This window comes from Kaistella polysaccharea (assembly GCF_020410745.1).
Lineage (GTDB): Bacteria > Bacteroidota > Bacteroidia > Flavobacteriales > Weeksellaceae > Kaistella > Kaistella polysaccharea.
The window spans coordinates 373785-398714 of sequence record NZ_CP084528.1 but is presented as its reverse complement, the minus strand read 5'-3'; the positions used below and the strand labels follow the sequence as shown (position 1 = coordinate 398714).

The window sequence follows — 24930 nt, the reverse complement described above, 5'->3', positions numbered from 1 at the left end:
ATGATTATCGTATTATTAATTCTGAGCGTTTTAATTGGTGTATTTCTCGGAAAAATCTTTGGAGATCAGGAAAAGTTTGCTAAAAACCTGTTGATTGTAAGTGCCGGATTTCTAATTACCATTTGTTTAAATGAGGTTTTCCCTCAAGTTTATGCCGACGAACACAGCAATATTGGCCTTTGGGTTATTGCTGGAGTTTTACTGCAAATGCTTCTGGAAAACTTAACCAAAGGATTTGAACATGGTCACTTCCACCATCATTCCGAAGGTAAAAACATATTACCACTGGCTCTGATGATTGGAATGTTTATTCATGCTTTTTTAGAAGGAATTCCTTTGGCAAATGAAAAAGTAATCCTCAGTCCTTATCTCACGGGTATCTTGGTTCACAACATTCCAATCTCATTTATATTGGGTGCTTTTTTAGTTAAGAATAAAAAGTTTTCGGCCTCGGCATTTTTAATAATTTCAATATTCGCTTTGGCTTCACCTTTAGGTTTACTGCTGGGAAGATATTTTAATCCAAAATTTGAAGTCTACTTTTTAGCTTTAGTTGGTGGGATATTTCTTCATATATCGTCGGTAATTATTTTCGAAAGCAGTAAAAATCACAATGTAGATTGGCGGAAAATTGGTTTGGTGACCTTGGGAGTTTTATTGGCGATGACCGGTCATCTTTTTCACAATCACTAAATAAAAAAAGACTCCAATTATGGAGTCTTCTAAAATTTAATTACTGGGGTTTAAAATTTCCAACCCAACGTAATAAAGAAATTATCTCTGGTATTTTTTACATTTGAAACAATTGCTGCGTCAGATTCTATAATATAATTATTTGAAAAATAACCTGTATTTGCAGCTGATGATCCGGCTAAAAACGGACTTTTATAATCAGAATTTACATTTTGATATGCTGCATCAATGTAAAATGATTTAAAATCATAACCAAGTCCTGCACCGATCGTGGTTCTCTTTCCTACAACAAGATTATCAAAAGAAGAATTTGAAGCTGCACCATTGTCATTAAAGGCAGAAAAGCTCATAGATTCAAAGGGACTGGACGCAAAACCATATCCTGCGCGCACTCTTAATCCGGCATAGCGATATTCTGCACCCGCTTTAATTTCAGAAAGATTTTTAGCATTATCATTGAAGAAATTATTCAATTCTGTTTCGGCATCGCCGTACACTTTATATTTTGCTTTCGTTAAACCTAATGAATAATCAACATTTAAAGCTAAATTTTTGCTCGGAACAAATGCCGCACTCAATGTTGCTTTGAATGGTGTGGACAGATTACGATCTTCGGTGTACGTTCCGTCTGTCGGATTTTCATATTCATTATAAACTCTTGCAATATTCCACCATGTTGGTGATTCTAATGCCGCCCCTAATCTGAACTGCGGATTAATTTTTCCGATAACACCCACCGAAGCAGAAAAACCGCTTGATGTTTCTGAAAATGGCGTATACTGTTTATTATAAACTTCAGCTGATGTGTTTTGATTAGAAGTAAATGCTGCGGAATCATATTGATCTAATGCTGCTGAATGAAAATTCAAACCTGCACCTACGTAAATTCTATTATCGTAATTACCGCCGACCGCAATGCTCATTTTAGATAAGTTTCCATAGCGGTTGTACGCATGACCACCATATTTTACATTATCTATAAATTGATCATCTCCATCGTAGATATCAAAATTCACGTTATTTCCTCCGGGGGTTTCTGAATAATCTTCTAAAGACTGGTTGGAATAATTCACACCCACATTAACAAATTTCCAAGGAGATGCAGATTCTATACGAAATGACGCAATTCCACCTACATTTCCTAGATCGGTATTATTCATTTTATAATCGATAGACTTTCCGGCTAAAGCTGTGTTGTTCTTATTACTTTCTATTGCTAAAGTTCCTGAAAATTCACTTGCTATACTTACTCCAATACCAGCAGGATTGGAATTTAAAACAGACACGTCGCCGCCTAAAGCTCCCATCGAGCCAGCCATTGAATTATATTTCGCTGAGCCGTTTAACGCTGAATTAGAATATACATCTACTGTATTGCGTAAGGTTGATATATCTTGGGCATTTACAAAGTAAGCTGCCGAAATACCAAATACTATTAAAGACTTTTTAATCATATTTAAATTATATACTTGTTTTACTTATTATCTTCTAAAGCCACCAGATGATCTAGTAGAGCTTGAGCTGCTAGAAGAACTTGAATTGCTGGATGAATTTGATCTACTTACACCAGAATCGAAACCTCCTTGACGTCCTGAAGATCTGTACGAATCATTAGAATTACTTCGGGAAGATGGTTCATAAGTTTGTGGAACGGATTGCCTTCTTGGAGTATTAGGTGTATTATCAATTCTTGGAGAAGTTCGGTATCTAGGTTGTTGCGAATTACGCTGTTGATTATTTTGTTGTTGATTATTTTGCTGATAACGCTGATTATCATTTCTGAAACCATTATTCTGATTGCTGTTTCTTCTTACATCAGAATTATTTTGCTGAAACCCATTATTAGAACCACTTCTTTTATATTCAAATCTTGGCGCGTTGTAGCTGTTGTAACCATATCCGTATCCGTAATTTGAATAATACGGATTATAGCCGCCATAGTAAGAATATGGATTATAATAACCATAATAAGGAGAGTAATATCCATAATAAGGATTGTAGTAGTTTCCGAATGGATTATAACCAAATCCCCAAGGATTATAGTATCCTCCATAACCAAAGCCGTAGCTCATACCAAAACCGAATCCAGAGTACATTCCATAAGGGTAACCCCAACTGTTATTAGAATAATAGGTGTCAGTACCTGTGAAAATGCCCCAATCTGATTCTTGCGAATCCTGCCAGTTTTGATTTCGATTTTCATTATTAAGATACTTATTTTGATCATCATTTGCTTGATAATCATAATAATCTCCGATGCGATTTCCGTTATTGTTCATAACACCTTCCGGTAATGTATCAGTAGATGGATCGTAATATACGCCATCTGTTTCTGTATAGCCTCCCAGAGGTGAAACGCAAGAGGCGAGAAATAAACTTCCAACTACTGCCAACAGGGCACTTTTCGGAAGTAGAAATCTTAAATTTTTATAGGTAATGTTTTTCATGATAATGTGAAAAAGTTTTAATTAATTTATATTTGCATTTTGCACCAAAAGTGTACCAATTTATAGGACACGATTTGGAGTAAATATACGCTTCAAATATTAGATATAAAAAGCACGCATAAGTTAAATAAAAAGATAAAAATATAATGGCAAAACTTACTTCTAGAGCTGAAGACTATAGCAAGTGGTATAATGAATTGGTCGTAAAAGCAGATCTGGCAGAAAATTCTGGGGTTCGAGGTTGTATGGTTATAAAACCTTATGGCTATGCAATTTGGGAGAAAATGCGGGATGAATTGGACAAAAAGTTCAAGGAAACAGGTCATCAAAATGCATACTTTCCGCTATTTATTCCAAAAAGTTATTTCGAAGCAGAAGAACAAAATGCAGAAGGATTTGCGAAAGAATGTGCAGTTGTTACCCATTATCGTTTAAAAACAGATCCCAACAATCCTAAAAAATTAATCGTAGATCCAGAAGCGAAGTTAGAAGAAGAACTCATTGTTCGTCCAACTTCAGAAGCGATTATTTGGAGTACTTACAAAAAATGGATTCAGTCCTACCGCGATTTACCCATTCTTATTAATCAGTGGGCTAATGTTGTACGTTGGGAAATGAGAACACGTTTCTTTTTAAGGACCGCCGAATTCTTATGGCAAGAAGGTCATACTGCTCACGCAACAAAAAATGAAGCCATCGTAGAAACTGAAAAAATGCTAGAAGTTTATGCGGAATTCGTTGAAGAATTTATGTGCATCCCTGTAATTAAAGGCATAAAAACAGCTTCCGAAAGATTTGCAGGTGCTGATGAAACCTATTGTATTGAGGCTTTAATGCAAGATGGGAAAGCTTTGCAAGCCGGAACTTCTCACTTTTTAGGACAGAATTTCGGGAAGGCTTTTGATGTAAAGTTCACAACCAAAGAAGGAAAAATCGAACATGCCTGGGGAACTTCTTGGGGAACCTCTACCCGACTCATGGGTGCTTTGATCATGACACATTCTGATGATTTGGGGTTGGTACTTCCGCCAAGTTTAGCGCCTATTCAGGTCGTTATCGTTCCTATTTTTAAAGGAGAAGATCAATTAAATCAAATTAATGAAGTCGCTTTTGAAATTCAGGATAAATTAAAAGCTAAAGGAATTTCAGTAAAATACGACAACCGAACCGATAATAAACCAGGTTGGAAATTTGCGGAATATGAATTGAAAGGGGTACCAATTCGAATTGCGATGGGTGCCAGAGATTTGGAAAACAAAACAGTTGAAATTGCACGTCGTGATAATTTAACCAAAGAAGTTCAGCCGATCGAAAACATCGAAAATCATATTGAAGAATTATTAAAAATCATTCAGGCTGAAATCTACAAAAAAGCCTTCGATTTTAGAGAAGCCCACATCACTGAAGTTAATTCCTATGATGAATTCAAAAAAGTTTTGGAGGATAAAGGTGGTTTTATAACTGCGCATTGGGACGGAACTGCCGAAGAAGAGGAACAGATCAAAAATGAAACAAAAGCCACCATCCGTTGTATTCCTTTAGATAACGTTTTGGAAAAAGGCATTTCAATGATTTCTGGAAAAACTTCAAAACAACGTGTTATTTTTGCTAAAGCTTATTAGAATTAATGGGTAAAGGAGAATAATATGTTAATTTTTATATAATTAACAATAAAAAAGGAACTAGTGGATTAGAATTTGCATGTAAAAAGCAATTAACATAAAAATAAACTATTATGGCACTAAACATTATTGACCTTATCAAAGGACAATTGGGTCCGTCGCTTGTTTCTCAAGCTTCATCTCAATTTGGAGAAAGTGAATCTGGAATTTCAAAAGCAATTAGCGGATTACTTCCGGCAGTAGTTGGAGGAATGGCAAACAATGCTGAAAAACCAGGCGTACTTGAAGCAATCACAGGATCATCTTCAAGTGGTTTACTTGGAAATCTTCTTGGGACTTCAACCGGAAATTCTACAATTACCAATGTATTGACAACAATTTTTGGTGATAAAATCGGTGGTATTGTAAATGCAATTTCTACCTATTCTGGTGTCAGCAACTCGACATCAAGCTCACTTTTAAATATGGTTACCGGTGCGGCACTAGGTTCGATCGGAAAATATGCAAGCGACAACAATTTAGGAGCTTCCGGAATCACAAGTTTACTTCATGACCAAAAAGGAATTGTATCCTCTCTTTTACCAGCTGGTCTATCACTAGCGTCTTTGGGAATAGGTGATGCGTATGATACAACTGGTGCTGAAAAAGTAACCACAACAACTTACGATCAGCCTAAAGTAGAAGTAAACAGAGGTGGGGAAACTCACGTAACTACGGACCCAACAACACCGGAAGACGGCGGGTCAATCTGGAAATGGTTATTGCCACTTTTACTTTTGCTTTTAGCAGGATGGTTCTTGTGGAAACAGTGTAATAAACCAGCAGAACAAACAGTAGCAACTACAGACTCGACCTACGTTGAATCTGACACCGCAACTACAATGAATGACACTGCTATGGTTGGAACAGACCGGACAATGACTGATATTGATCTAAATGGTACTAAACTTAAAGGTTATGAAAATGGTTTAGAAGCTTCGATGATCGGATTCTTGAAATCTGATGGATATAAAAATGCTGCTGACGACGCGGCACTTAAAGACAACTGGTACAGTTTCGATAATGTAAACTTTAAAATGGGCTCTTCAACAGAATTAGAACCTGGTTCTGAAGGTCAGATTCAAAATTTATCTGAGATTTTGAAAGCGTATCCAGATGCTAAAATTAAAATTGGTGGATACACCGATAAAACTGGTGACGCAACAGTAAACAAAGCCTTGTCGCAAAAAAGAGCTGATTTCATTAAATCAGAATTAGCAAGAATGGGCGTTGGTGCTCAAGTTGCTGGTGCTGAAGGGTATGGTAGCGAGTTTGCAACTGTGGCTGCAGACGCTTCAGATGCTGAAAGAGCAGTTGATAGAAAAATGGCAGTTCGATTTACCAAATAATCACCGCCCATATATTATAATAAGAATCCCGAAATATTCGGGATTTTTTTTGTATCAAAATTCAGATCATTAATTTTTACTGATTTTCGATAGGTCAACGCACCATTTTTACTAAGGTAAAATAGGCCTATCCCAGAGCAAATATTCCGACCTGTTATCTGAAGTTTTCTTTTGGCGTGGTTCAAATTGTTTATTTACCAGTTCACACTTAAAATAGTAAATTCTTGAATGAATAATGGCTCAAGATTTAATTCGGACAGTTAGACTACTTATCATTCTTCTTATTATCATCTTATTAATTCAGACATTTTTTAATCATTAACGAAATATTATTCTTTATTTCTGCCGAATTGTCTCAAAGTCCTATTTGGCAAAATCTTTGTGAAACGTTCCGTATTAAAAATTAATATTATGTCAGACAACAAAGATATTCAGGACGAAAATTTAGATTTTACAGACGAACAACTTGATAATAACCAGACGGAGATGCCAGAAAATGCAGAAACTTCAGTTTCGAATCAAGACCTTTTGGCAGAAGAAAAAGACCGTTATATCAGACTGTTTGCTGAATTTGAAAATTATAAAAAAAGAACTACCAAAGAAAAAATGGAGTTTTTTCAATATGCAAATCAAGATATGATGATATCGATGCTCGATGTGTTGGATGATTTTGAGAGAGCATTAAAAGAAATTCAAAAAAATGGCAACGAGGAGGATTTGAAAGGTGTTGAATTAATCTACAACAAGTTGAAAAATAAGCTTTCAGATAAAGGGTTAAAGCCAATTGAGGTTCAGCCAGGAGATAGTTTTAATGTTGATTTTCATGAAGCTATTACACAAATCCCTGCTCCCACTGAAGAATTAAAAGGAAAAATCGTAGATGTAATCGAAACAGGTTATCAACTTGCTGATCGTGTCATCAGATTTGCAAAAGTGGTAACCGGAAACTAAATTCCCTGGTGAAATCCTTCACCTAAATGAAACGAAAAATTTGAATCGGTTATTGAAATAACTGGAAGAAATTCACCTAATAAATTATGTCAAAAAGAGATTACTACGAAGTTTTAGAAATATCTAAAAGTGCTTCGGCTGAAGAAATTAAAAAAGCCTACCGAAAGATGGCTATTAAATTCCATCCAGATAAAAACCCTGGAGATAAGACCGCTGAAGAGAAATTTAAAGAAGCGGCAGAAGCTTATGAAGTTCTGAGCGACGGAAATAAAAAAGCGCGGTACGATCAATATGGTCACGCCGGAATGAACGGTAACGGCGGATTTGGCGGTGGCGGCTTTGGTGGCGGCGGAATGAATATGGACGATATTTTCTCTCAGTTTGGAGATATTTTCGGTGGACATTTCAGCGGCGGTGGCGGCCAACAAAGACAACAGTTGCGCGGAAGTAATTTGCGTGTCCGGATAAAGTTGAATTTGGAAGAAATGGTTAATGGAACGCAAAAAACCATTAAAGTAAAAAAAATGAAGCTTGCACCCGGCGCAACTTCAAAAACTTGTACCACTTGTAATGGGTCTGGAGTGCAGGTCAAAGTCATGAATACCATGTTTGGTCAAATGCAAACTCAGGCGCATTGTGCAACGTGTCAGGGAATCGGTAAAGTTGCTGATAAAATACCCGCCGGTGCAAATTCGCAAGGTTTGATTAAAGAAGATGAAGAAGTGACCATCAATATTCCGGCAGGTGCAAGAGAAGGAATTCAGTTAAATGTTCGCGGAAAAGGAAATGATGCACCGTTCGGTGGCACCCCTGGAGATTTACTAGTTGTCGTGGAAGAAGAAATAGATTCTTCAATAAAAAGAGAAGGCGATAATCTTCACCAGGAATTATATATTTCCTTTGCGGAAGCTGCATTGGGAACTCATAAAGAAATCCCAACCGTTGGTGGAAAAGTCAAAATAAAAGTAGATGCCGGAACGCAATCTGGAAAAATTTTGAGACTTTCTAAAAAAGGTTTACCGAGTATCGATAGTTACGGAACCGGCGATATGTTTGTTCATATTAATGTTTGGACACCGCAAAATTTATCAAAAGAACAAAAAGAATTTTTTGAGAAACAAATTTCAAACGGGGATATGTTGGCAGAACCCTCGGGGAAAGAAAAGACATTTTTCGAAAAAGTAAGAGACTTGTTCGATTAAAATAAAAAAAGAGATTTCGAAAGGAATCTCTTTTTTTATTTTGTTCTGATTTTATTAGGATTTTTTAGACTTTATATTTACCATTACACCTCCATCCACAAGAATATCTGTTCCAGTAATAAATCGTGCCTGATCACTTACTAAAAAATGAACGACATCGGCGATATCTTCGGGTTTTCCATTTCTTTGCAAGGGCGTTGCTTTTTTAATCATTTCCATTTTTTCAGGATGCTCTTCGGCGGCTTTTAAGGCCATTGCTGTTTCGATAACTCCAGGAGAAACACTTACAATCCTCGCTCCTTTCTCCCCCCATTTATTCACATTTTTTTGCGTGAGTAACAGAACGCCACGTTTTGCAAAATTGTACATCAGATCAGAACTTCCATCAACGAACTGATTCACTGTTTCGAAAGATCCAGAATCCTGTGGATTTTGTAATGCCAAATCATATGCGATATTTTCCGGAACATCGTGTCCCATCATCGACGACAACAATACAGCAACAGAATTTTCAGCAGCTAGATCATAAAAAGCATCAACCAATATTTCTGAAGCAACCAAATCGATGGTATATATTTTCTTGACATCCTGTACAGTTCCACTCACTCCTGCAGTATGAACGAGTGCTTTAAAATCACCACTTTCAGAGGTAAACTTTACCAATTTTTCAACATCGTTTTTATCGGTAATATCGCAGGCTATACCAACGGCATTATATCCTTCTCCTTTTAATCTTGCCACTTCTCGATCGACCAATTCCTGAGAATAGTCGGTAATAATTACTTTTTTATTTTTAAAGGTCTTTGCACATGCTGAACCAATTCCACCTGCACCGCCGGTAATTACAATAACTTCATTTTGAGAATTCATTTTGAGTCTTTTTTTAATTAATAAGGAATTTTTACACTTACTAAATTAATTAAAGTTCCTGTACACTTTCTTATAAATGAACATGAATTAAGTCTCTATTTGAGTTTTTGTTAAAACAACACATGAGAATCTAACAATAATTGTTGATTAATAATAAAAATTCACCTCTTAATAAATTTCTTTATAATCGATTAGAAATTTTTTCGAATTTTGAAACTACAAAATAGAAAGTTTTGCGTTGTGCCAAATGGTGTTTCATGATCTTCTAGAACAGAATCAATTTTTTCAAAATAATTTTTGAAAGTTGAAGTCAGTTTCTCTTCACTGTATTGACTGATTTCTAAGCCGCTGCATTTTAAAGGTCCGTTCTCCGAAAAGGTAACCATAATCAAAAACCCATCAACAGATTTTTCAACGATCGCTTTGTACTTCGCGATTTCGTCTTCAGTTTTTAAAAAGTGGAAAGCAGCTCGATCGTGCCATAAATTATAAATTTTGGTTGGTTCAAAATCCAGAATATCGCTCACAATCCAAGTGACATTTTTTGCATTTTCACCCAAACGAATTTTTGCTTTTTCCAGGGCTTTTTCAGAAATATCAAGAACCGTAATATTTTTAAAACCTTTGTCTAATAAGTAATCAACAAGTTTGCTGTCGCCACCACCGATATCGATAATACTCGCATTTTTATCTAATGCGAACGACTGTATAAAATCTAAGGAAGTTTGCGGAATTTCCTGCGTCCAGCTTACTTCGTTCGGACTTTTTGTGTTGTAAACAGTTTCCCAATGTTTCTTTCTGTCAAAATTCATTTTTTTCTTTTATTTCCCAATCCCCGAAATCAAGAACAAATTTATGCTTTATTTCGAAATTTTAAATCCTAGATTTTCAACGGTTTTCTTCGCAATATTATGATCGTTCTCTCCGCTTCCACCTCCTGAAACACCAATACTCCCTACTAATTCACCATCTTTCCAGATCGGCATTCCGCCCCCAAGTAACAGCAATTCGGGTAAAGTGTTTAAGTTTTGAGCGTCTTTGCTTTCTGCAGCTTTAAACATTAAATCCCAGGTCGCATTCTTTGTAGACATTGCTGTAAAAGCTTTTCTGCGTGATGCTTCCGTATTATGAGGTCCCACTTGATCTCCTTTTAGTAATAATAAAGTTACTCCTGAATTGTTCAGTACTGCGACGGATACATTTTTGCCAAGTTTAGCAGCTTCGAGGTTGGCTTCCTGAGCTAGTTTTACTGCACCTGCTTGGTTTAAAGAAATTACTTTGTCAGTGAACTGGGCAGATAAATATCCAGCAAAACATAGAAAGAAAGCAAGTAAAAAATTTCGTTTAATAAAAATCATAATTAATATTTAAAGTTTTTAGAAGTGTTATCTACACCTCATTTTATTTCTTAAAATTCTGGAAAAATTAAATAATTTCAAGAACTGAGCACGAAAATACATAAATGGAGCATTGTATGGTGGACCTAAAGCTTCATTAATATCGATGCAGAATATTATAATTTTCTATTGCAATCAACATCCCACTGTTCGTGGTAAAATTCGAACTAATCCTCAGAAAATTGGGCAAAATTCATTACTTTTGTGCATCTTTAATTTTACTTAAAAAAATAATTATAATGGCAGAAAAATCTAAAATCTTTTATACGTGGACAGACGAAGCACCCATGTTGGCGACGCACTCTTTTTTACCCGTGGTTGAAGCTTTTGCTAAATCCGCAGATATAGAAATCGTTCCAAAAGATATTTCCTTAGCAGGTCGCATACTGGCAAATTTTTCCGATTACTTAAATGATGATCAGAAAGTTGAAGATGCTTTGGCAGAATTGGGGCAGCTTGCAACTACACCTGAAGCTAATATTATTAAATTACCCAATATATCTGCTTCTGTTCCGCAATTAAATGAAGCCATTGCAGAATTACAGAAAAATGGTTATGCCGTCCCCAATTACCCTGCTGAGCCTAAAAATGCCGAAGAAGAAAAAATAAAAAATACTTATGCAAAAGTATTGGGTAGTGCTGTAAATCCAGTATTAAGAGAAGGAAACTCTGACCGAAGAGCGCCGCGCGCTGTGAAAAATTATGCAAAAGCAAATCCACATAAAATGGGAACTTGGGCTGAAGATTCTAAAACCACGGTTGCAAATATGAAGAAAGGCGATTTCTACGGAACTGAAAAATCAGTTACAGTAGAAAATGATGCTCAATATAAAATAGAGTTCGTTGGAAACGATGGATCTGTTAAAGAATTGAAAGGCTTGGCACCATTAAAAGCTGGTGAAATTATCGACACTTCTGTAATGAGTCTTTCTGCATTGAAACGATTTGTAGCAGATGCAATGGCAGAAGCAAAATTAGCCGATGTTCTACTTTCCGGACATTTAAAAGCGACCATGATGAAGGTTTCTGATCCTATCATTTTTGGAGCAATCGTTGAAACATATTTTAAAGATGTTTTTGAAAAATATAAAGAAACCTTTAACGCACTAGATATCGATCCTAATTTCGGACTGGCTACGCTTTTTGAAAAAATTTCTGGTCATCCGCAAGAAGCTGAAATTAAAGCAGCAATTGCTAAAACAATTGAAAACGGACCGAGAATCGCAATGGTAAATTCTGATAAAGGAATTACAAATTTCCATGTTTCATCGGATATTATTGTTGATGCTTCTATGGCAGCCTTGATAAGAAATGGCGGAAAGATGTGGAATGCAGAAGGAAACGAAGAAGATACGGTAGCGATGATTCCAGACCGTTGTTATGCAGGTTTTTACCAAGCCGCAATTGATGACATGAAGAAAAACGGCGCGCTTGATCCCCGAACAATGGGTTCAGTTCCGAACGTTGGTTTGATGGCTCAAAAAGCTGAAGAATACGGATCACATGATAAAACATTCCAACTTACAGCAGATGGTACTGTAAAAGTTTCCGATGGTAGCGGAAATGTATATATGGAACAATCTGTTGAAAAAGGTGATGTTTTCAGAATGTGTCAAGCGAAAGATGCTCCAATTCAGGATTGGGTAAAATTAGCGGTAAACAGAGCGAGATTATCAGATACTCCAGCAATTTTCTGGCTGGATGACCAGCGGGCACATGACCGTGAAATGATCAAGAAGGTAGAAAAATATCTGAAAGATTACGATACAGAAGGTCTCGATATCAGAATTATGAATATCGAAGATGCAATGACTTTTACTTTAGGAAGAATCAGAGAAGGTCTAGACACGATTTCAGTTTCCGGTAATGTACTAAGAGATTATTTAACAGATTTATTTCCTATTTTAGAATTAGGAACTTCTGCAAAAATGCTGTCTATTGTTCCGCTTATGAATGGCGGTGGGCTTTTCGAAACAGGAGCTGGGGGATCTGCACCCAAACATATCGAACAATTTATCAAAGAGGGATATTTGCGTTGGGACTCATTAGGAGAATTCATGGCGTTGCAGGCGAGTTTAGAACATTTGGCACAAACTCAAAATAATGAGAAAGCTCAAATTTTAGCAGATGCTTTGGATGTTGCTAATGAGAAATTCTTGGCAAATGATAAATCACCTTCCCGAAAAATCGGTTCAATTGACAACAGAGGTTCGCACTTTTATTTGGCAATGTATTGGGCTGAAGCTTTAGCAAATCAGACCAAGAATACTGAAATGGCGGCGTTATTTGCTCCTTTGGCAAAAGCGATGGAAGACAACGAGGAAAAAATTAATAATGAATTAATAGGTGCTCAGGGAAAACCGCAAGATATTGGTGGATATTATCAACCAGATTTTGCTAAAACGGATAATGCAATGAGACCGTCATCAACTTTGAACGATATCATCAACAGAATTTAATTAATATTAAATATACTTGAAACGAGTTTTAAGTGAACAAAAACTTCCCGAAATAATCGGGAAGTTTTTTATTGTATAAATGTTAATGTATAGAAGACTTCTTCAAAGCAAGGCTAAATACATAATTTGAAATAAGTGATTTATATTAAGTTATCTGATATCGCTTTAATTTGCGAAATATATTTTCCGTAATATCTCTTGAACCACCATTTTCCCACAAAGTAAAGCAAGCCCAATGTAAAAATGGATAATCCAAGAAATGTGAGAATAAATTCTATTCCTTCAATACTTTTTAGGTTTGGTGTAAACTCAAAAATCAACAACATTTCACAAATAACAAATGGTACAAAAGAAATGTAAAATGAGAGATAATACTGCTCATTCAACTCGAATTGATGTCTAAGATCCCGTAAACTATCAGCCGTGTTAAAATCTACTGCGGTTAAATTTTTGTATAAATTAAAAAACTTGAAAAAGTAAAAACTCGTAACCAACATCTGCGCAGAAACCAATGTAATTACGTAAACTTTAAACTTAAAAATATACATATCCTTAAACAAAAAGAAAATGATTATTAATAGAAACAGCACTGCGGTTGACCAAAACTCGAAGCGCATATTTTTACGAATTCTTTCCAGTGGAAGGTGAATTTCCTTTTGTTTTTCCATTGCGATCTCAGGAGTTTCGGAAACTTCATCTTTATCCCAAATATTTTTTAATTGATCTATTTCCATGATTTTTGTATTTATTTATATTGAATAAGATTTTTGAGCTTATCTTTCGCACGATTGAGTTTCACCCTTGCATTTACTTCTGAAATCCCCAGATTTTCTGCAATTTCCTTTCCCGAATAATTTTGTAGATAATAAAATATCAATGCTTTGTCAATCTCATTAAGTTGCTGAATGGCTTTATACATAAGCGAAATATTTTTTTCATCCTGATCATCATAATCCTCTACGTGCATTGTAAAATTTTCAACTTCTTCATTATTAATGAAACTACGCCGCTTTTCAGATTTTAAAAATATAATCGCAGTATTTAAAGCGACCCGATACAGCCAAGTTGAAAATTTACTTTTTCCTTCGAAAGTTGGATATGCTTTCCAGACCTGAAACGTAATTTCCTGGAAGAGATCTTTCTGGTCATCGGAATTATCCATGTACATTTTAGAAATCTTAAAAATCACACCTTTGTGCTTTTCAATTTTTTCTAAAAACTCTTTTTCTAGTGAAGACATATTTCGGTAATCTAAAAGGTTAGTAGCATCCTGGAATATTTGTTACAGAAAATGTAACTCTTTTTATTAAAAAAACCCTCTCTGCAAATGAGCAGAAAGGGTTTTAAAGATATTTACAATTTTTAAGCTGAAAACATTAAAGCATTTTCAAAGTATTAACTTCAAGATCTGTTAAGATTCTCCAGTGTCCACGTTTGATATTTTTCTTGGTCAAACCAGCAAACATTACGCGGTCCAGCAATTCTACCTCGTATCCTAATTTTTGAAAGATTCGGCGCACTACTCTGTTCCACCCAATGTGAAGCTCAATTCCAACTTCATTCTTTGGTTTTCCTTCGATATAGGAAATACTGTCAACTTCGGCAATTCCTTCTTCTAAACGAATTCCTTCCGCGATTGCATTTAAATCTGCTCGATCTAACTTTCGGTCTAAACTTACATGGTAAATTTTCTTCATGCTAAATGAAGGATGTGTTAATTTTTTCGTCATGTGACCATCGTTGGTCAATAAAATAACACCAGTTGTGGAACGGTCTAATCTGCCCACCGGAAAAACTCTGTACGGTGAAGCATTTGCCACCAAATCCATTACGGTCTTTCTGGCTTTTTCATCTTTCGTAGTAGAAATATAACCTTTTGGTTTATTTAAAAGTACATAAACCGGTTTTTCAGGTGTAATTCCCTGCCCATCAAAAATAACTTTATCAATCTTTTGAACCTGATAACCCATTTCTGTTACAACTTGTCCGTTTACCTGAACAAGACCTTGTGTTATTAGTTCATCAGCTTCACGACGGGAACAAATACCTGAATTTGCAATATATTTATTTAGTCGAATTGATTCTTTTGGAGTTTCTTTCGCTAATTTATCAAATCTTCTTTTTTGAACAAAAGATCGGGTTTTTTCAGCCTCATCCATTGGAACGAAAGGTTTCTTATACGGTTTTTTTACTCCAGAATTCGCCGCGCCTTTGTCGAATTTACTGCTGCTACTAAAAGATTTTCCAATTCTTTTACCCATTTTACGAGAAGCTGGTTTGTCGAATGTTTTCTCGTAAGATTTCGCCTCCGATTGTGACAATAATCTTGGTTCTCTTGGCGCTTTCGGTTCTTTTGGTGCTTTTCTTTCCTCTGGATTTTCATCACGTGGACGTGCAGATTTCGTTGCACGTGGTTTAGCGGAAGTTCCTTTATTAGAAATTTTGCTTATACGTGGCTTCTTGTTACCATTATTATCTCTGCTCATGTTCTGAAAAATTTATCTGCAAAGATAAGTTATTTTTTGCTTGAATTTATTTTTTGCTCAGCAGTGGTGGTTTACATCATACATCTAATTAAAATATTTTCAAATTCTAATTCTTAAAGATGGGGAATTTAGTAGAAGTAGCTTTTTATACCATTGGCCAACATGGCAAAAATACCGATGAAAATCCATATTCTTAACATGTTTAAGTTAATAAATTTCCAATTCTTTACTTTATTTATCATGAAAATTACTCCTAAAATTTGAATGAGAATACTCCCTGCAAAATAGTAGCTCATAATTGAACTTAGTCCTTTTACAAAGATGATTAATCCAGACGTGACCTGAGCAAATATCAAAAAGATAATCAAAAGCAAATTGGTAGTTTTTGATGAAAATGAATTCGGTATTGTAGCATAACCGAAAATTTTATCTGCATTTTTGGTGAGCGTATCTTTAATAATGTCGATGATTAGGAGCATTAAGAAAATAAATACGGACATTAAAATGATATACCACGAAAGTGTTCGATAATAGACCAACATTCCAAAAAATGGATAAAGTGAAAGTCCTACAAAAGTGATATTGTTTAAAATGAGTTTTTTGCTCAGCTTATGACTGTAAAACCACATCAGAAACTGATAAACCAGAAAAAACAGAAAAACACGCTCCGAAATAATAGCGGCGATGGTAAGGGAAAATAAATTTAAAACGAGATAAGCGTAGAGAAAATATTTCTGTTTCAGGAAACTCTGCAGTTTAGTTCGGAATGGTTTCGTGATCTGATCCTTCTCGCGGTCATAAAACTGGTTGATAATTCCGCCCGCCAAAACACTTAAGATCGTGCAGAAAATAATGCCGTGAACCCGCACATCAAATACAAATTCCCGCAAACTTTCGTCCTGATTAAAAAGGAAAAAGGTAGAAACGTATAAGGCAAAGGTTAGCAATATTGTTAAGAAAACTTTTGCGCCCATAAGAAAGGCAACAAACTGAGATAAGCGATAAAGAAAAGGGTTTCTCATGAGCCGTAAAGTCACTTGGTACGATGTAAAAACTTATTCGTGGCTTATATCAGACTTTAATCCTGTTAGAATCGGTAAATTACTTCCTTATGAAAACCGTCCAGCATTTTTTCGGCTTTCTTGTAATCTTTTGTAAAACCAAGAATATAGCCACCGCCGCCGCTACCACAAAGTTTAAGATAATAAGCGTTGGTATCAAGACCGTTTTTCCAGGCTTTGTAAATACTTTCAGGAATCATCGGTTTAAAGTGCTCATAAGCCCAAACCGATAGACTTTTTAAATTTTTAAAAAGCGGTGTCATTTCTTTTTTCAGAAAAGCATCAATACAAGCATTGTTATACCGAATAAATTCCTCTTTCATTGTTTTACGGAAACCTTCTGTTTTCATTTTCTCAAAGAAGATCTGCACCATTGGACCTGTTTCACCACTCATTCCAGAATCGATAAGGAAAATTGCTCCTTTCCCTTCCTGACTTGCAGGAATAGAAACTTTATCTACATTTTCTTTGCTTTCAATTAGAATTGGCAAATTCATGTAACAAATCAAAGGATCAATTCCAGAGCTTTTACCATGAAAATAACTTTCCATTTCTGCAAAAACCTGCTTTAACTCCATCAATTCATTTTTAGCAATATTTTCTGGAGAAAAGTTTTTTTGAGAGTAACGTTCGAAAATAGCAGCTACTAAAGCACCCGAACTTCCGATTCCATAACCTTGCGGAATATTGGAGTCAAAAAAAAGTCCTTTGTTGATATCTTTTTGAAAAGCTGTGATTTTAAGAGAAAACGTTTTTGGAAGTACTAAGTTCTTAAGATACTCGGCATATTTCTGAAGAGACAGGTTAGATTTCTTTTCAAAATCACTGTTTAATTCAGAAAATTTAAGGGTTCCCTTATAGAAACTATACGGTAAAGTCAATCCGTGAGAATCTTCGATGATACCGTATTCTCCAAAAAGGAGGATTTTCGCGTAAAAAAGGGGATTTGCCATTAAATATTGTTAAACTATTGTTTACCGTTGCAAATTTATGAAAAATTAGTTACAACATTCCATTATATTATCAATATTTACGCCAATAGTCTGTTTCTCAGGAATTAAACTGCTTTATTTTCTGTGGTAACTTTTAATTTTAAAAATCGAATTAAAATTAATCCAATCGTAAAAAATAAAGTCATGGAAAGTGCAGCATAACGCATGTTGTGATATTTTTCAATCATCGTGGCAAAAATAAATGTTCCAATGATGATCGCAATTTTCTCTAAAACATCATAGAAACTGAAAAACGTGGTATTATCCATGCTGTTTTCTGGTAACAGTTTAGAATAAGTTGAGCGTGACATGGCTTGTAAACCACCCATCACCAAACCGATAATTGCGGCAATTCCGTAAAACTGATATTCAACATTCGGATTTTCTTTGTTTAGAAAATAGGCAGAAAGACATGCAACAATCCACAAAACAATTGCGATCGAAATAACATTCTTATTCCCAATTCTACGGGATAATCTCGAAAATACCAATGCCCCGATAATCGCTTCGATTTGTATAAGCAACAAAGTTAAAATTAGTCTGTCTTGTTCTAAATTAATTTCGCTTTTACCAAAAAGAGTCGCCATGAGGAAAATAGTCTGCATTCCTACGCTGTAAAAGAAAAAGCTGGATAGGAAAAACTTTAAATTTCGGTCTGCAAATAAAGTTTTACCCACTTTAAATAACTCGCGGAAACTTTGACGCCCGATTTCGACATAAAAGTAAACATTGTCTTTTAATACTTCCCAAACACCACCTTGCTCTTCATGCTTTTTAAAAATATTTTTGTAATTCAGTAGTACCAAATCCTTGGGTAATTGTTCTTTTATATTTCCAAATTGAGGCAAATGTTTAAAAGTATACTGCGCAAACGCAAACCACCAGGCTCCAGTTAAGAGGAAAGAGATTCGTGTATACATTTTAGCTTGCTCTGCATCTTTTGCAAAAACCTGAATGAGAAGTAAGCAGATAATTACTAAAACTACAGATCCTAAATAACCATACACATAACCTTTCGCAGAAAGCGCATCTTGTTTATCAGGGGTCGCAATATCGGGTAGAAATGAATTGTAAAAGACTAAACTTCCCCAAAATCCAACGCTCGCTGTAATACTGAACAACAGCCCTAAAAATACGTTTTCCATTCCCGTAAACATAGCCAATCCCATACAGGAAGTTGCACCAAGATAACAAAAGAACTGCAGAAAAGATTTTTTATTACCAATGGTATCAGCCAAAGAAGAAAGGAAAGGTGAAAGTAATACTACGATCAAAAATGAAATGGTTAGTGAGTATCCATAAATCGCATCGGGTTGATATTCTTTACCAAAAATGGTAATCATGTGCCGAACGGGAACTTTAATCCATTGTCCTGTTTCTTTTACGTACTCACTTTTCTCTGAAGCAGTGGTAAGGATAGAATAATAAATCGGAAAAATTGTAGATGTAATAACCAAGGAATATACCGAGTTCGCCCAGTCATATAAAGCCCAAGCTTTCATGATTTTGGGATTGTTCTTTATATTTTGAGGAGGTAAAGCTTCGTTTTCCGACATTTTTTTATTATTAATGGAACAAAAATAACAAAACCATTAAGATTCTGCTGAAAAAATACGCAGTAATTCTTAATGGTTTGATTTTTAAAGTCTTATTGTTTATAAATTCTCAATAACGATTGCAGAAGCTCCGCCTCCACCGTTGCAGATTGCTGCTGCTCCGTATTTTCCGTTATTTTGTTTCAATACATTTATGAGTGTTACGATAATTCGTGAACCTGAACTCCCGAGCGGATGTCCTAAAGATACAGCTCCACCATTTACATTTACCTTTGAAGCATCAAGGCCTAAAATTTTGTTATTCGCCAACCCAACAACGGAAAATGCTTCATTAAATTCAAAAAAATCAATATCTGCAAGTTCCAGATTTGCTTTTTTCAGCGCAATTGGCAATGCTTTGGAAGGTGCCGTCGTAAACCATTCAGGTTCGTGGGCTGCGTCGCCGTAACCTAAGATTTTAGCAAGTGGTTTTAATCCTAATTCCTCCATTTTTTCTTTCGACATTAAAACCAAAGCAGAAGCGCCATCATTAAGCGTAGAAGCGTTTGCAGCTGTTACTGTTCCATTGTCTTTCTGAAATACAGTGGGTAATGTCCCAATACGGTCGAAATTAACCGCTTTATATTCTTCATCTTCATTGAAGATCACTGGCTCTCCCTTTCTTTGTGGAATTTCTACCGGAACTATTTCTTCGTTAAATTTTCCATCACTCCACGCTTTCGCAGACCTTTTATAAGATTCAATTGCAAAGTTGTCTTGATCTTCTCTCGAGAAACCGTTTTCTGAAGCGCACTTTTCTGCACAAACGCCCATGTGAACTTTACCATAAACATCGGTTAAACCATCGAGTACCATTCCATCTTGCATCTTAACATCACCTAATTTTGTAGATTTTCTGGCGTTGTAATAATGGGGAACTGAAGACATATTTTCCATTCCACCAGCCACGATTACGTCTTGATCACCTGCTTTAATGGATTGTGCAGCCATCATTACAGCTTTCATACCGGAAGCACAAACTTTATTAATGGTTGTTGCGGGAGTTTGATTAGATAGTCCTGCGCCCATTGCCGCCTGACGTGCCGGAGCCTGGCCTTCACCAGCTTGCAAAACATTTCCCATATAAACTTCCTGCACCATTTTCGGATCCAGATTTATTTTATCTAAAGCACCTTTGATTGCAGTTGAACCCAATTTTGTAGCCGGAACACTGGCTAAACTTCCTAGGAAACTTCCCATTGGAGTTCGCACTGCGGATACGATATATACTTCTTTCATTATGACTATTTTTTTAATTTTAAGAGTACGCCAAATTACAAAAAAAAACACACTCTGAAAAAAGTGTGTTTTGGTATTTTGAAATTTAGTGTGTTAAGTCTGCAACAACTTCCGGATCGTGTTTGTGTTTGAACATGACACTGAATAAAAGTGCAATTACTAAAGCATAGGCCGCAAAACCAAGCCAGATTTCCTGCCACATTTTATCGCCATTTTCTAGCGTGAAGTATTTCTGAATAAGCCAACCACTTAATAAGCTTCCCATGATAGCACCAAATCCATTGGTCATCATCATGAAAAGACCTTGTGCAGAGGAACGGATTTTATAATCAGTTGTAGTTTCTACAAAAAGAGATCCCGAAATATTGAAGAAATCGAAGGCCATTCCGTAGACTACACAAGACAATATAATTAATCCCAAACCTAGGCCTTCTGGTCCTCCAAAAGCGAAAAATCCGAAACGTAAAACCCAGGCAAACATGGAAATAAGCATTACGTTTTTAATTCCATATCTCTTTAAAAAGAAAGGAATCGCCAAAATAAAGAGGGTTTCGGAAATCTGCGAAATAGACATTATTAAAGTTGAACGTTTTACCACGAAGCTTTCTGCATATTCGGGAATTTTACCAAAATCAGATAGATAAGTGTCGCCGTACATATTTGTTAACTGAAGTGCTGCCCCTAAAAACATGGAAAATAAAAAGAACAGTGCCATTTTATAATCCTTTAATAATGAAAATGCATTCAAGCCCAATTTTTCAGACAAAGTTGCATTTGCAGGAATTAAATTTTGTGGCGGACATTTCGGTAAAGTGAATGCATAAATCCCTAAAACAATAGCAATTGCCGCAGCGATGTAAAATTGATTTCCCGAATCTTTATTACCTGTCAGATTCGTGATCCACATTGCAGCGATGAAACCAATCGTTCCCCATACCCGAATCGGTGGAAAAACTTTAACAACATCGTAATTATTATTTTTCAGAATATAATAGGCAATTGAATTTGATAGGGAAATGGTCGGCATGTAAAACATCATGGCTAGAAGCATGACCCAAAAGAAATTTTCCGGCGTTGTGACTGAAGGTAAAAATAAGAGGGTAATTCCGTAGAAAATATGGAGAATACCAAATAATTTCTCCGCATTCATCCAACGGTCGGCGATAATTCCTGTTAAAGCAGGCATAATTAAAGACGCAATTCCTAAAGTCGCAAAAACTTTTCCAAACTCCTCTCCACCCCATTGTTTTGTACCAAACCAGTAAACTCCTATTGTAATTAACCAGGCTCCCCAAACAAAAAACTGCAGGAAAGAAAGTATGGTAAGTCGTAATTTTAAACTCATATAATCGTAGTGATATTAATCTATTTTCTTTTTTCTGCGCTTGATCTCTTCCTGAATTTCTAATGCTGCATCAAAATCCTCATCTTTTACTGCATCTTCCAGTAATTTATGCAAATCTTCAATCGTGAGACTTGATAAATTTCCTTCAATAACTTCTTCGTAGGGTGTATCTTGTTTCGAAACATCATCCAATTCCAAGAGAATTCCCGCTTCACTTAATACCTGCTGGGTTGTATAAATCGGTGCTTCAAAGCGAACAGCCATCGCAACTGCATCAGAAGTTCGAGCGTCCATAATTAATTCTTCCTGAGAATCCTTATTTTTAAAATTGATGTTGGAGAAAAAAACACCATCAATAATTTGATAAATGATTACAGAAGTAATTTCAAAATGAGCAGATGTTATAAACTTTGAGAATAAATCATGCGTAAGAGGTCGCGGCGGATGAATATCTTTTTCTAATCCGAGCGAAATTGCCTGCGCTTCAAAATTACCAATGACCACTGGAAGTTTTACATTGCTTTCTTCATGTTCCAAAAGCAAAGCATAAGCACCAGATTGAGTCTGGCTGTAGGAAATTCCGCGAATGGTTAATTTTTTATAATCCATAAGTACAAATATAATTGATTTTTTAGATTAGGGATTTCTTTTCAAAGCTTTTATTGAATTTTACGTATTTTTTCACCGCTTAGGCCATTTCTGGAATTTGATTTAAATTGATGGTGATGGCAAATCGGCTTCCGGTGGAATCACTTTCTCGTTTTATTCGGCCATTCATGAATCTAATCCTGGAATAAATATTACTTAAACCGATACCATTTGACGGCGATTTTGTATCGAAGCCCTTCCCATCATCTTTAACTGAAATTAAAACGTACGGATTGTTGTACGTAATGTGAACATCGGCGACCTTAGCTTCAGAATGTTTTACAACATTATTAATAAGTTCCTGAATAATCCTATAAATATGGGTTTCAGTAGTTTTCGACAAATCTAAATAATCTTCGGGAAAAGTCAGGTTTATTTTCAGATTGTATAATTCTTCCACATTTCTACAAAAAAGCTGGATCGCACCTACTAATCCGTAATTGGTTATTGAAGAAGGAGAAAGATTATGGGAAATTTCCCGAATTTGTTGACAAGATTTATCAATCGTCTCTAAGACATCATCCAAAACATCATCATTTCTATTTATTTGATTTGTACTGTTTAAATGATTTAAATTTAATTTAATGGCGGCTAAATCTCCGGCGATGCCATCATGAAGTTCCTCGGCAATTCTCTTTCTTTCATTTTCTTCACCTTCCAGTAAACCTTGAAGCTTTGTGATTTGTTGCTGATGTTTATGTCTCGTAACAACCTTATAAACTCTGTTTTTTTCATCGTTTATTAATTTCACTTTATAAGCAAGTCCCAAACTGAAAAATATGGTTTCAATTACTATTCCGACATAAAAAAAGCCAATCGGATTATGTAAATGTAAAGAAGGTAGAAATGTTCCCGCAAACGCTGTTAAAGCGCAAATGACATAGAAGGATACTCCAAATAGAAAAAAGTGCTTGTGTTTATCGGAGTATTTACTGGCTTTCACTACCGTCACAAAAAATATGGTAAGCATCACCGGTAAATAAACAAAAGTATACAGCGTCACATATAAATCGGAATTTTTAAGCAAATAAGTAATAATTCCAAAAATAAAAAATGCGGCAACTAAAATATTTAGAATTTTTGTAACACTTCGAAAATACTTCTTTTTTAATTTTTCAAGATCTAAAAAGTAGAGTGCAAAAAGAGAGTAAAAATGATAGAAAACTATTTGAATGAAGAAATTGATAATATGTAATAAAACTTCCGAGTTAGAAGTTCCAATAATGTAAGCAACCGAATTTTCAAATTTGTTATAAAAAATATCATCTCTACTTAGTAAATAAATAAGCAGAAAGATATTATACAGCATATAATATTTAAAGCTTTTATCCCGTAGATATAGAAAAATAACACTACTTACAATAATAAATAGGAATTGGAATGAAATTGCCATGTTCCATACAAACATTCCCATTAATAAAATTTATTAGTTAAAAATTGCTTCTAAAGTAAAATTAGTATTTTTATTTAGGAATTAGAGAATAAAATTCCTTTTTTTAAGTTAGCAAATTCTGCCCAAAAAAAAACACCGAATAAATTCGGCGTTTTATATTCAGTTTAAAAGAGAAATTTACCCTTTCAAAGCTTTGATTTTCTGATTAAGTTCCGGAACGATCTGGAATGCATCGCCTACTACTCCATAATCAGCAGACTTAAAGAACGGCGCTTCTGGATCACTATTGATTACTACGATGGTTTTAGAAGAATTCACTCCCGCTAAATGTTGAATAGCGCCAGAAATACCAACCGCCACATAAAGATTCGGAGAAATTGCTTTTCCAGTTTGTCCTACGTGTTCGGAGTGAGGTCTCCAACCAATATCTGAAACAGGTTTAGAACAAGCTGTTGCTGCTCCTAAAGTATTTGCCAGATCTTCAATCATTCCCCAATTTTCTGGACCTTTCATACCACGACCTGCAGAAACAACTATTTCCGCTTCTTTCAAGTCCAGCTGACCTGAACTCTGTTCATGGGACAAAACTTTGGTATCTTCATTAGCTACCGCTAAATCTTTCACTTCTTCAGAACCGGAAACTGGGTTTTCTTTCACGCCGAATGCGTTTTGAGAAACAGTAACAATTACTCCTGCCGCGTCAGCTTTTGCGTGCATTATTCCTTTCCCAGAGAATGCTCGTCTTTTAACCTGAAATGGCGTAATGCTTTCTGGTGTTTCTAAAGCGTTGGTGATCAAAGAATAATCTTTCATAACTGCCAACATTGGCGCTACAGAAGAAGCATCGGTTGTATGTGGGAAAACGATGATATTGCCGTCTGCAACTTCATTCATTGCCTGAGAAAAAGCTTTCGCACTGAAGTTTTTCAATCCTTCATCTTTTATATTGATTACCTTATCTGCTCCATATTTATATAGAAGATCAGAAGAGTCAGTAGGATTTACAGAAACGGCAGTGACTGTATCACCATTTTTCTCAGCAATTGATTTTGCATAGGAAACTGCCTCAAATGCTGCCTTTTTGTAAATACCATTTATATTTTCTGCGTATACGAATATTGCCATTTTTTAAATGTGTTTTA

Annotated in this window: 22 protein-coding genes; 6 read left to right on the top strand and 16 right to left on the bottom strand. The window is 35.5% G+C overall.

Features of this window, described 5'->3' with window-relative positions; genetic code table 11:
- Positions 1-693: a ZIP family metal transporter gene (locus LC814_RS01765; RefSeq protein ID WP_226064634.1), complete on the top strand. Its 693-nt coding sequence runs from the start codon at positions 1-3 to the stop codon at positions 691-693.
- A 50-nt stretch (positions 694-743) separates the two neighbouring features.
- Here the strand turns inward: LC814_RS01765 and LC814_RS01760 are convergent, their stop codons facing one another.
- Together LC814_RS01760 and LC814_RS01755 are read right to left on the bottom strand one after the other, a co-directional pair.
- Positions 744-2147 carry an OmpP1/FadL family transporter gene (locus LC814_RS01760; protein ID WP_226064633.1) on the bottom strand — a complete coding sequence of 468 codons (1404 nt, stop codon included), beginning with the start codon at positions 2145-2147 and terminating at the stop codon, positions 744-746.
- A 27-nt stretch (positions 2148-2174) separates the two neighbouring features.
- On the bottom strand, positions 2175-3140 hold the full coding sequence (locus LC814_RS01755; RefSeq protein WP_226064632.1) for a hypothetical protein: 966 nt from the start codon (positions 3138-3140) through the stop codon (positions 2175-2177).
- Positions 3141-3286: 146 nt separating this feature from the next.
- Here LC814_RS01755 and proS point away from each other — a divergent pair, with 146 nt between their 5' ends.
- From proS to dnaJ, 4 genes are all read left to right on the top strand, one after another.
- Positions 3287-4762: a proline--tRNA ligase gene (gene proS, locus LC814_RS01750; protein WP_226064631.1), complete on the top strand. Its 1476-nt coding sequence runs from the start codon at positions 3287-3289 to the stop codon at positions 4760-4762.
- A 113-nt stretch (positions 4763-4875) separates the two neighbouring features.
- Positions 4876-6150, top strand: coding sequence for an OmpA family protein (locus LC814_RS01745; protein ID WP_226064630.1), 1275 nt, complete (start codon positions 4876-4878; stop codon positions 6148-6150).
- 411 nt (positions 6151-6561) lie between these two features.
- Complete coding sequence (locus LC814_RS01740) at positions 6562-7101, top strand: nucleotide exchange factor GrpE (RefSeq protein WP_226064629.1); 540 nt, start codon at positions 6562-6564, stop codon at positions 7099-7101.
- An 86-nt stretch (positions 7102-7187) separates the two neighbouring features.
- Complete coding sequence (dnaJ, locus tag LC814_RS01735; protein WP_226064628.1) at positions 7188-8303, top strand: molecular chaperone DnaJ; 1116 nt, start codon at positions 7188-7190, stop codon at positions 8301-8303.
- A gap of 54 nt (positions 8304-8357) precedes the next feature.
- Here dnaJ and LC814_RS01730 read toward each other — a convergent pair whose 3' ends face one another.
- From LC814_RS01730 to LC814_RS01720, 3 genes are all read right to left on the bottom strand, one after another.
- Complete coding sequence (locus LC814_RS01730; RefSeq protein ID WP_226064627.1) at positions 8358-9173, bottom strand: SDR family oxidoreductase; 816 nt, start codon at positions 9171-9173, stop codon at positions 8358-8360.
- 191 nt (positions 9174-9364) lie between these two features.
- Positions 9365-9985 (bottom strand): class I SAM-dependent methyltransferase, encoded by a 621-nt coding sequence (locus LC814_RS01725; RefSeq protein WP_226064626.1) that lies wholly within the window; start codon positions 9983-9985, stop codon positions 9365-9367.
- A 48-nt stretch (positions 9986-10033) separates the two neighbouring features.
- Complete coding sequence (locus LC814_RS01720) at positions 10034-10531, bottom strand: heme-binding protein (protein WP_226064625.1); 498 nt, start codon at positions 10529-10531, stop codon at positions 10034-10036.
- Positions 10532-10809: 278 nt separating this feature from the next.
- Here LC814_RS01720 and LC814_RS01715 point away from each other — a divergent pair, with 278 nt between their 5' ends.
- Positions 10810-13029, top strand: a complete 2220-nt coding sequence (locus tag LC814_RS01715; protein WP_226064624.1) for an NADP-dependent isocitrate dehydrogenase — start codon at positions 10810-10812, stop codon at positions 13027-13029.
- Between the two features lie 140 nt (positions 13030-13169).
- Here LC814_RS01715 and LC814_RS01710 read toward each other — a convergent pair whose 3' ends face one another.
- From LC814_RS01710 to LC814_RS01660, 11 genes are all read right to left on the bottom strand, one after another.
- A complete protein-coding gene (locus LC814_RS01710; protein WP_226064623.1) occupies positions 13170-13763 on the bottom strand; it encodes a hypothetical protein in 594 nt (197 codons plus the stop codon).
- A gap of 11 nt (positions 13764-13774) precedes the next feature.
- A complete protein-coding gene (locus LC814_RS01705; protein WP_226064622.1) occupies positions 13775-14269 on the bottom strand; it encodes an RNA polymerase sigma factor in 495 nt (164 codons plus the stop codon).
- A gap of 136 nt (positions 14270-14405) precedes the next feature.
- On the bottom strand, positions 14406-15290 hold the full coding sequence (locus LC814_RS01700; RefSeq protein WP_375373411.1) for a pseudouridine synthase: 885 nt from the start codon (positions 15288-15290) through the stop codon (positions 14406-14408).
- Positions 15291-15643: 353 nt separating this feature from the next.
- A complete protein-coding gene (locus LC814_RS01695) occupies positions 15644-16537 on the bottom strand; it encodes a UbiA family prenyltransferase (RefSeq protein WP_226064620.1) in 894 nt (297 codons plus the stop codon).
- 65 nt (positions 16538-16602) lie between these two features.
- A complete protein-coding gene (locus tag LC814_RS01690; RefSeq protein ID WP_226064619.1) occupies positions 16603-17529 on the bottom strand; it encodes a mevalonate kinase family protein in 927 nt (308 codons plus the stop codon).
- 104 nt (positions 17530-17633) lie between these two features.
- The gene (locus LC814_RS01685; RefSeq protein WP_226064618.1) at positions 17634-19124 is read right to left on the bottom strand and encodes an MFS transporter; all 1491 of its coding nucleotides are present in this window, start codon (positions 19122-19124) and stop codon (positions 17634-17636) included.
- 99 nt (positions 19125-19223) lie between these two features.
- Positions 19224-20402, bottom strand: coding sequence for an acetyl-CoA C-acyltransferase (locus tag LC814_RS01680; RefSeq protein ID WP_226064617.1), 1179 nt, complete (start codon positions 20400-20402; stop codon positions 19224-19226).
- Positions 20403-20487: 85 nt separating this feature from the next.
- The gene (locus LC814_RS01675; RefSeq protein WP_226064616.1) at positions 20488-21747 is read right to left on the bottom strand and encodes a nucleoside permease; all 1260 of its coding nucleotides are present in this window, start codon (positions 21745-21747) and stop codon (positions 20488-20490) included.
- A gap of 15 nt (positions 21748-21762) precedes the next feature.
- Entirely contained in the window at positions 21763-22356 is a 594-nt protein-coding gene (locus tag LC814_RS01670) for a bifunctional nuclease family protein (RefSeq protein ID WP_226064615.1), read from the bottom strand.
- Between the two features lie 79 nt (positions 22357-22435).
- Positions 22436-23788 carry a sensor histidine kinase gene (locus tag LC814_RS01665; protein ID WP_226065851.1) on the bottom strand — a complete coding sequence of 451 codons (1353 nt, stop codon included), beginning with the start codon at positions 23786-23788 and terminating at the stop codon, positions 22436-22438.
- 177 nt (positions 23789-23965) lie between these two features.
- Entirely contained in the window at positions 23966-24913 is a 948-nt protein-coding gene (locus LC814_RS01660; RefSeq protein WP_226064614.1) for an electron transfer flavoprotein subunit alpha/FixB family protein, read from the bottom strand.
- Between the last annotated feature and the right edge of the window lie 17 nt (positions 24914-24930).

Bases quoted from the DNA above. Each gene is read 5' to 3' on its own strand.
- LC814_RS01765 (WP_226064634.1), top strand. From the start codon at position 1: ATGATTATCGTATTATTAATTCTGAGCGTTTTAATTGGTGTATTTCTC.
- LC814_RS01760 (WP_226064633.1), bottom strand. From the start codon at position 2,147: ATGATTAAAAAGTCTTTAATAGTATTTGGTATTTCGGCAGCTTACTTT.
- LC814_RS01755 (WP_226064632.1), bottom strand. From the start codon at position 3,140: ATGAAAAACATTACCTATAAAAATTTAAGATTTCTACTTCCGAAAAGT.
- proS (WP_226064631.1), top strand. From the start codon at position 3,287: ATGGCAAAACTTACTTCTAGAGCTGAAGACTATAGCAAGTGGTATAAT.
- LC814_RS01745 (WP_226064630.1), top strand. From the start codon at position 4,876: ATGGCACTAAACATTATTGACCTTATCAAAGGACAATTGGGTCCGTCG.
- LC814_RS01740 (WP_226064629.1), top strand. From the start codon at position 6,562: ATGTCAGACAACAAAGATATTCAGGACGAAAATTTAGATTTTACAGAC.
- dnaJ (WP_226064628.1), top strand. From the start codon at position 7,188: ATGTCAAAAAGAGATTACTACGAAGTTTTAGAAATATCTAAAAGTGCT.
- LC814_RS01730 (WP_226064627.1), bottom strand. From the start codon at position 9,173: ATGAATTCTCAAAATGAAGTTATTGTAATTACCGGCGGTGCAGGTGGA.
- LC814_RS01725 (WP_226064626.1), bottom strand. From the start codon at position 9,985: ATGAATTTTGACAGAAAGAAACATTGGGAAACTGTTTACAACACAAAA.
- LC814_RS01720 (WP_226064625.1), bottom strand. From the start codon at position 10,531: ATGATTTTTATTAAACGAAATTTTTTACTTGCTTTCTTTCTATGTTTT.
- LC814_RS01715 (WP_226064624.1), top strand. From the start codon at position 10,810: ATGGCAGAAAAATCTAAAATCTTTTATACGTGGACAGACGAAGCACCC.
- LC814_RS01710 (WP_226064623.1), bottom strand. From the start codon at position 13,763: ATGGAAATAGATCAATTAAAAAATATTTGGGATAAAGATGAAGTTTCC.
- LC814_RS01705 (WP_226064622.1), bottom strand. From the start codon at position 14,269: ATGTCTTCACTAGAAAAAGAGTTTTTAGAAAAAATTGAAAAGCACAAA.
- LC814_RS01700 (WP_375373411.1), bottom strand. From the start codon at position 15,290: ATGGGTAAAAGAATTGGAAAATCTTTTAGTAGCAGCAGTAAATTCGAC.
- LC814_RS01695 (WP_226064620.1), bottom strand. From the start codon at position 16,537: ATGAGAAACCCTTTTCTTTATCGCTTATCTCAGTTTGTTGCCTTTCTT.
- LC814_RS01690 (WP_226064619.1), bottom strand. From the start codon at position 17,529: ATGGCAAATCCCCTTTTTTACGCGAAAATCCTCCTTTTTGGAGAATAC.
- LC814_RS01685 (WP_226064618.1), bottom strand. From the start codon at position 19,124: ATGTCGGAAAACGAAGCTTTACCTCCTCAAAATATAAAGAACAATCCC.
- LC814_RS01680 (WP_226064617.1), bottom strand. From the start codon at position 20,402: ATGAAAGAAGTATATATCGTATCCGCAGTGCGAACTCCAATGGGAAGT.
- LC814_RS01675 (WP_226064616.1), bottom strand. From the start codon at position 21,747: ATGAGTTTAAAATTACGACTTACCATACTTTCTTTCCTGCAGTTTTTT.
- LC814_RS01670 (WP_226064615.1), bottom strand. From the start codon at position 22,356: ATGGATTATAAAAAATTAACCATTCGCGGAATTTCCTACAGCCAGACT.
- LC814_RS01665 (WP_226065851.1), bottom strand. From the start codon at position 23,788: ATGGCAATTTCATTCCAATTCCTATTTATTATTGTAAGTAGTGTTATT.
- LC814_RS01660 (WP_226064614.1), bottom strand. From the start codon at position 24,913: ATGGCAATATTCGTATACGCAGAAAATATAAATGGTATTTACAAAAAG.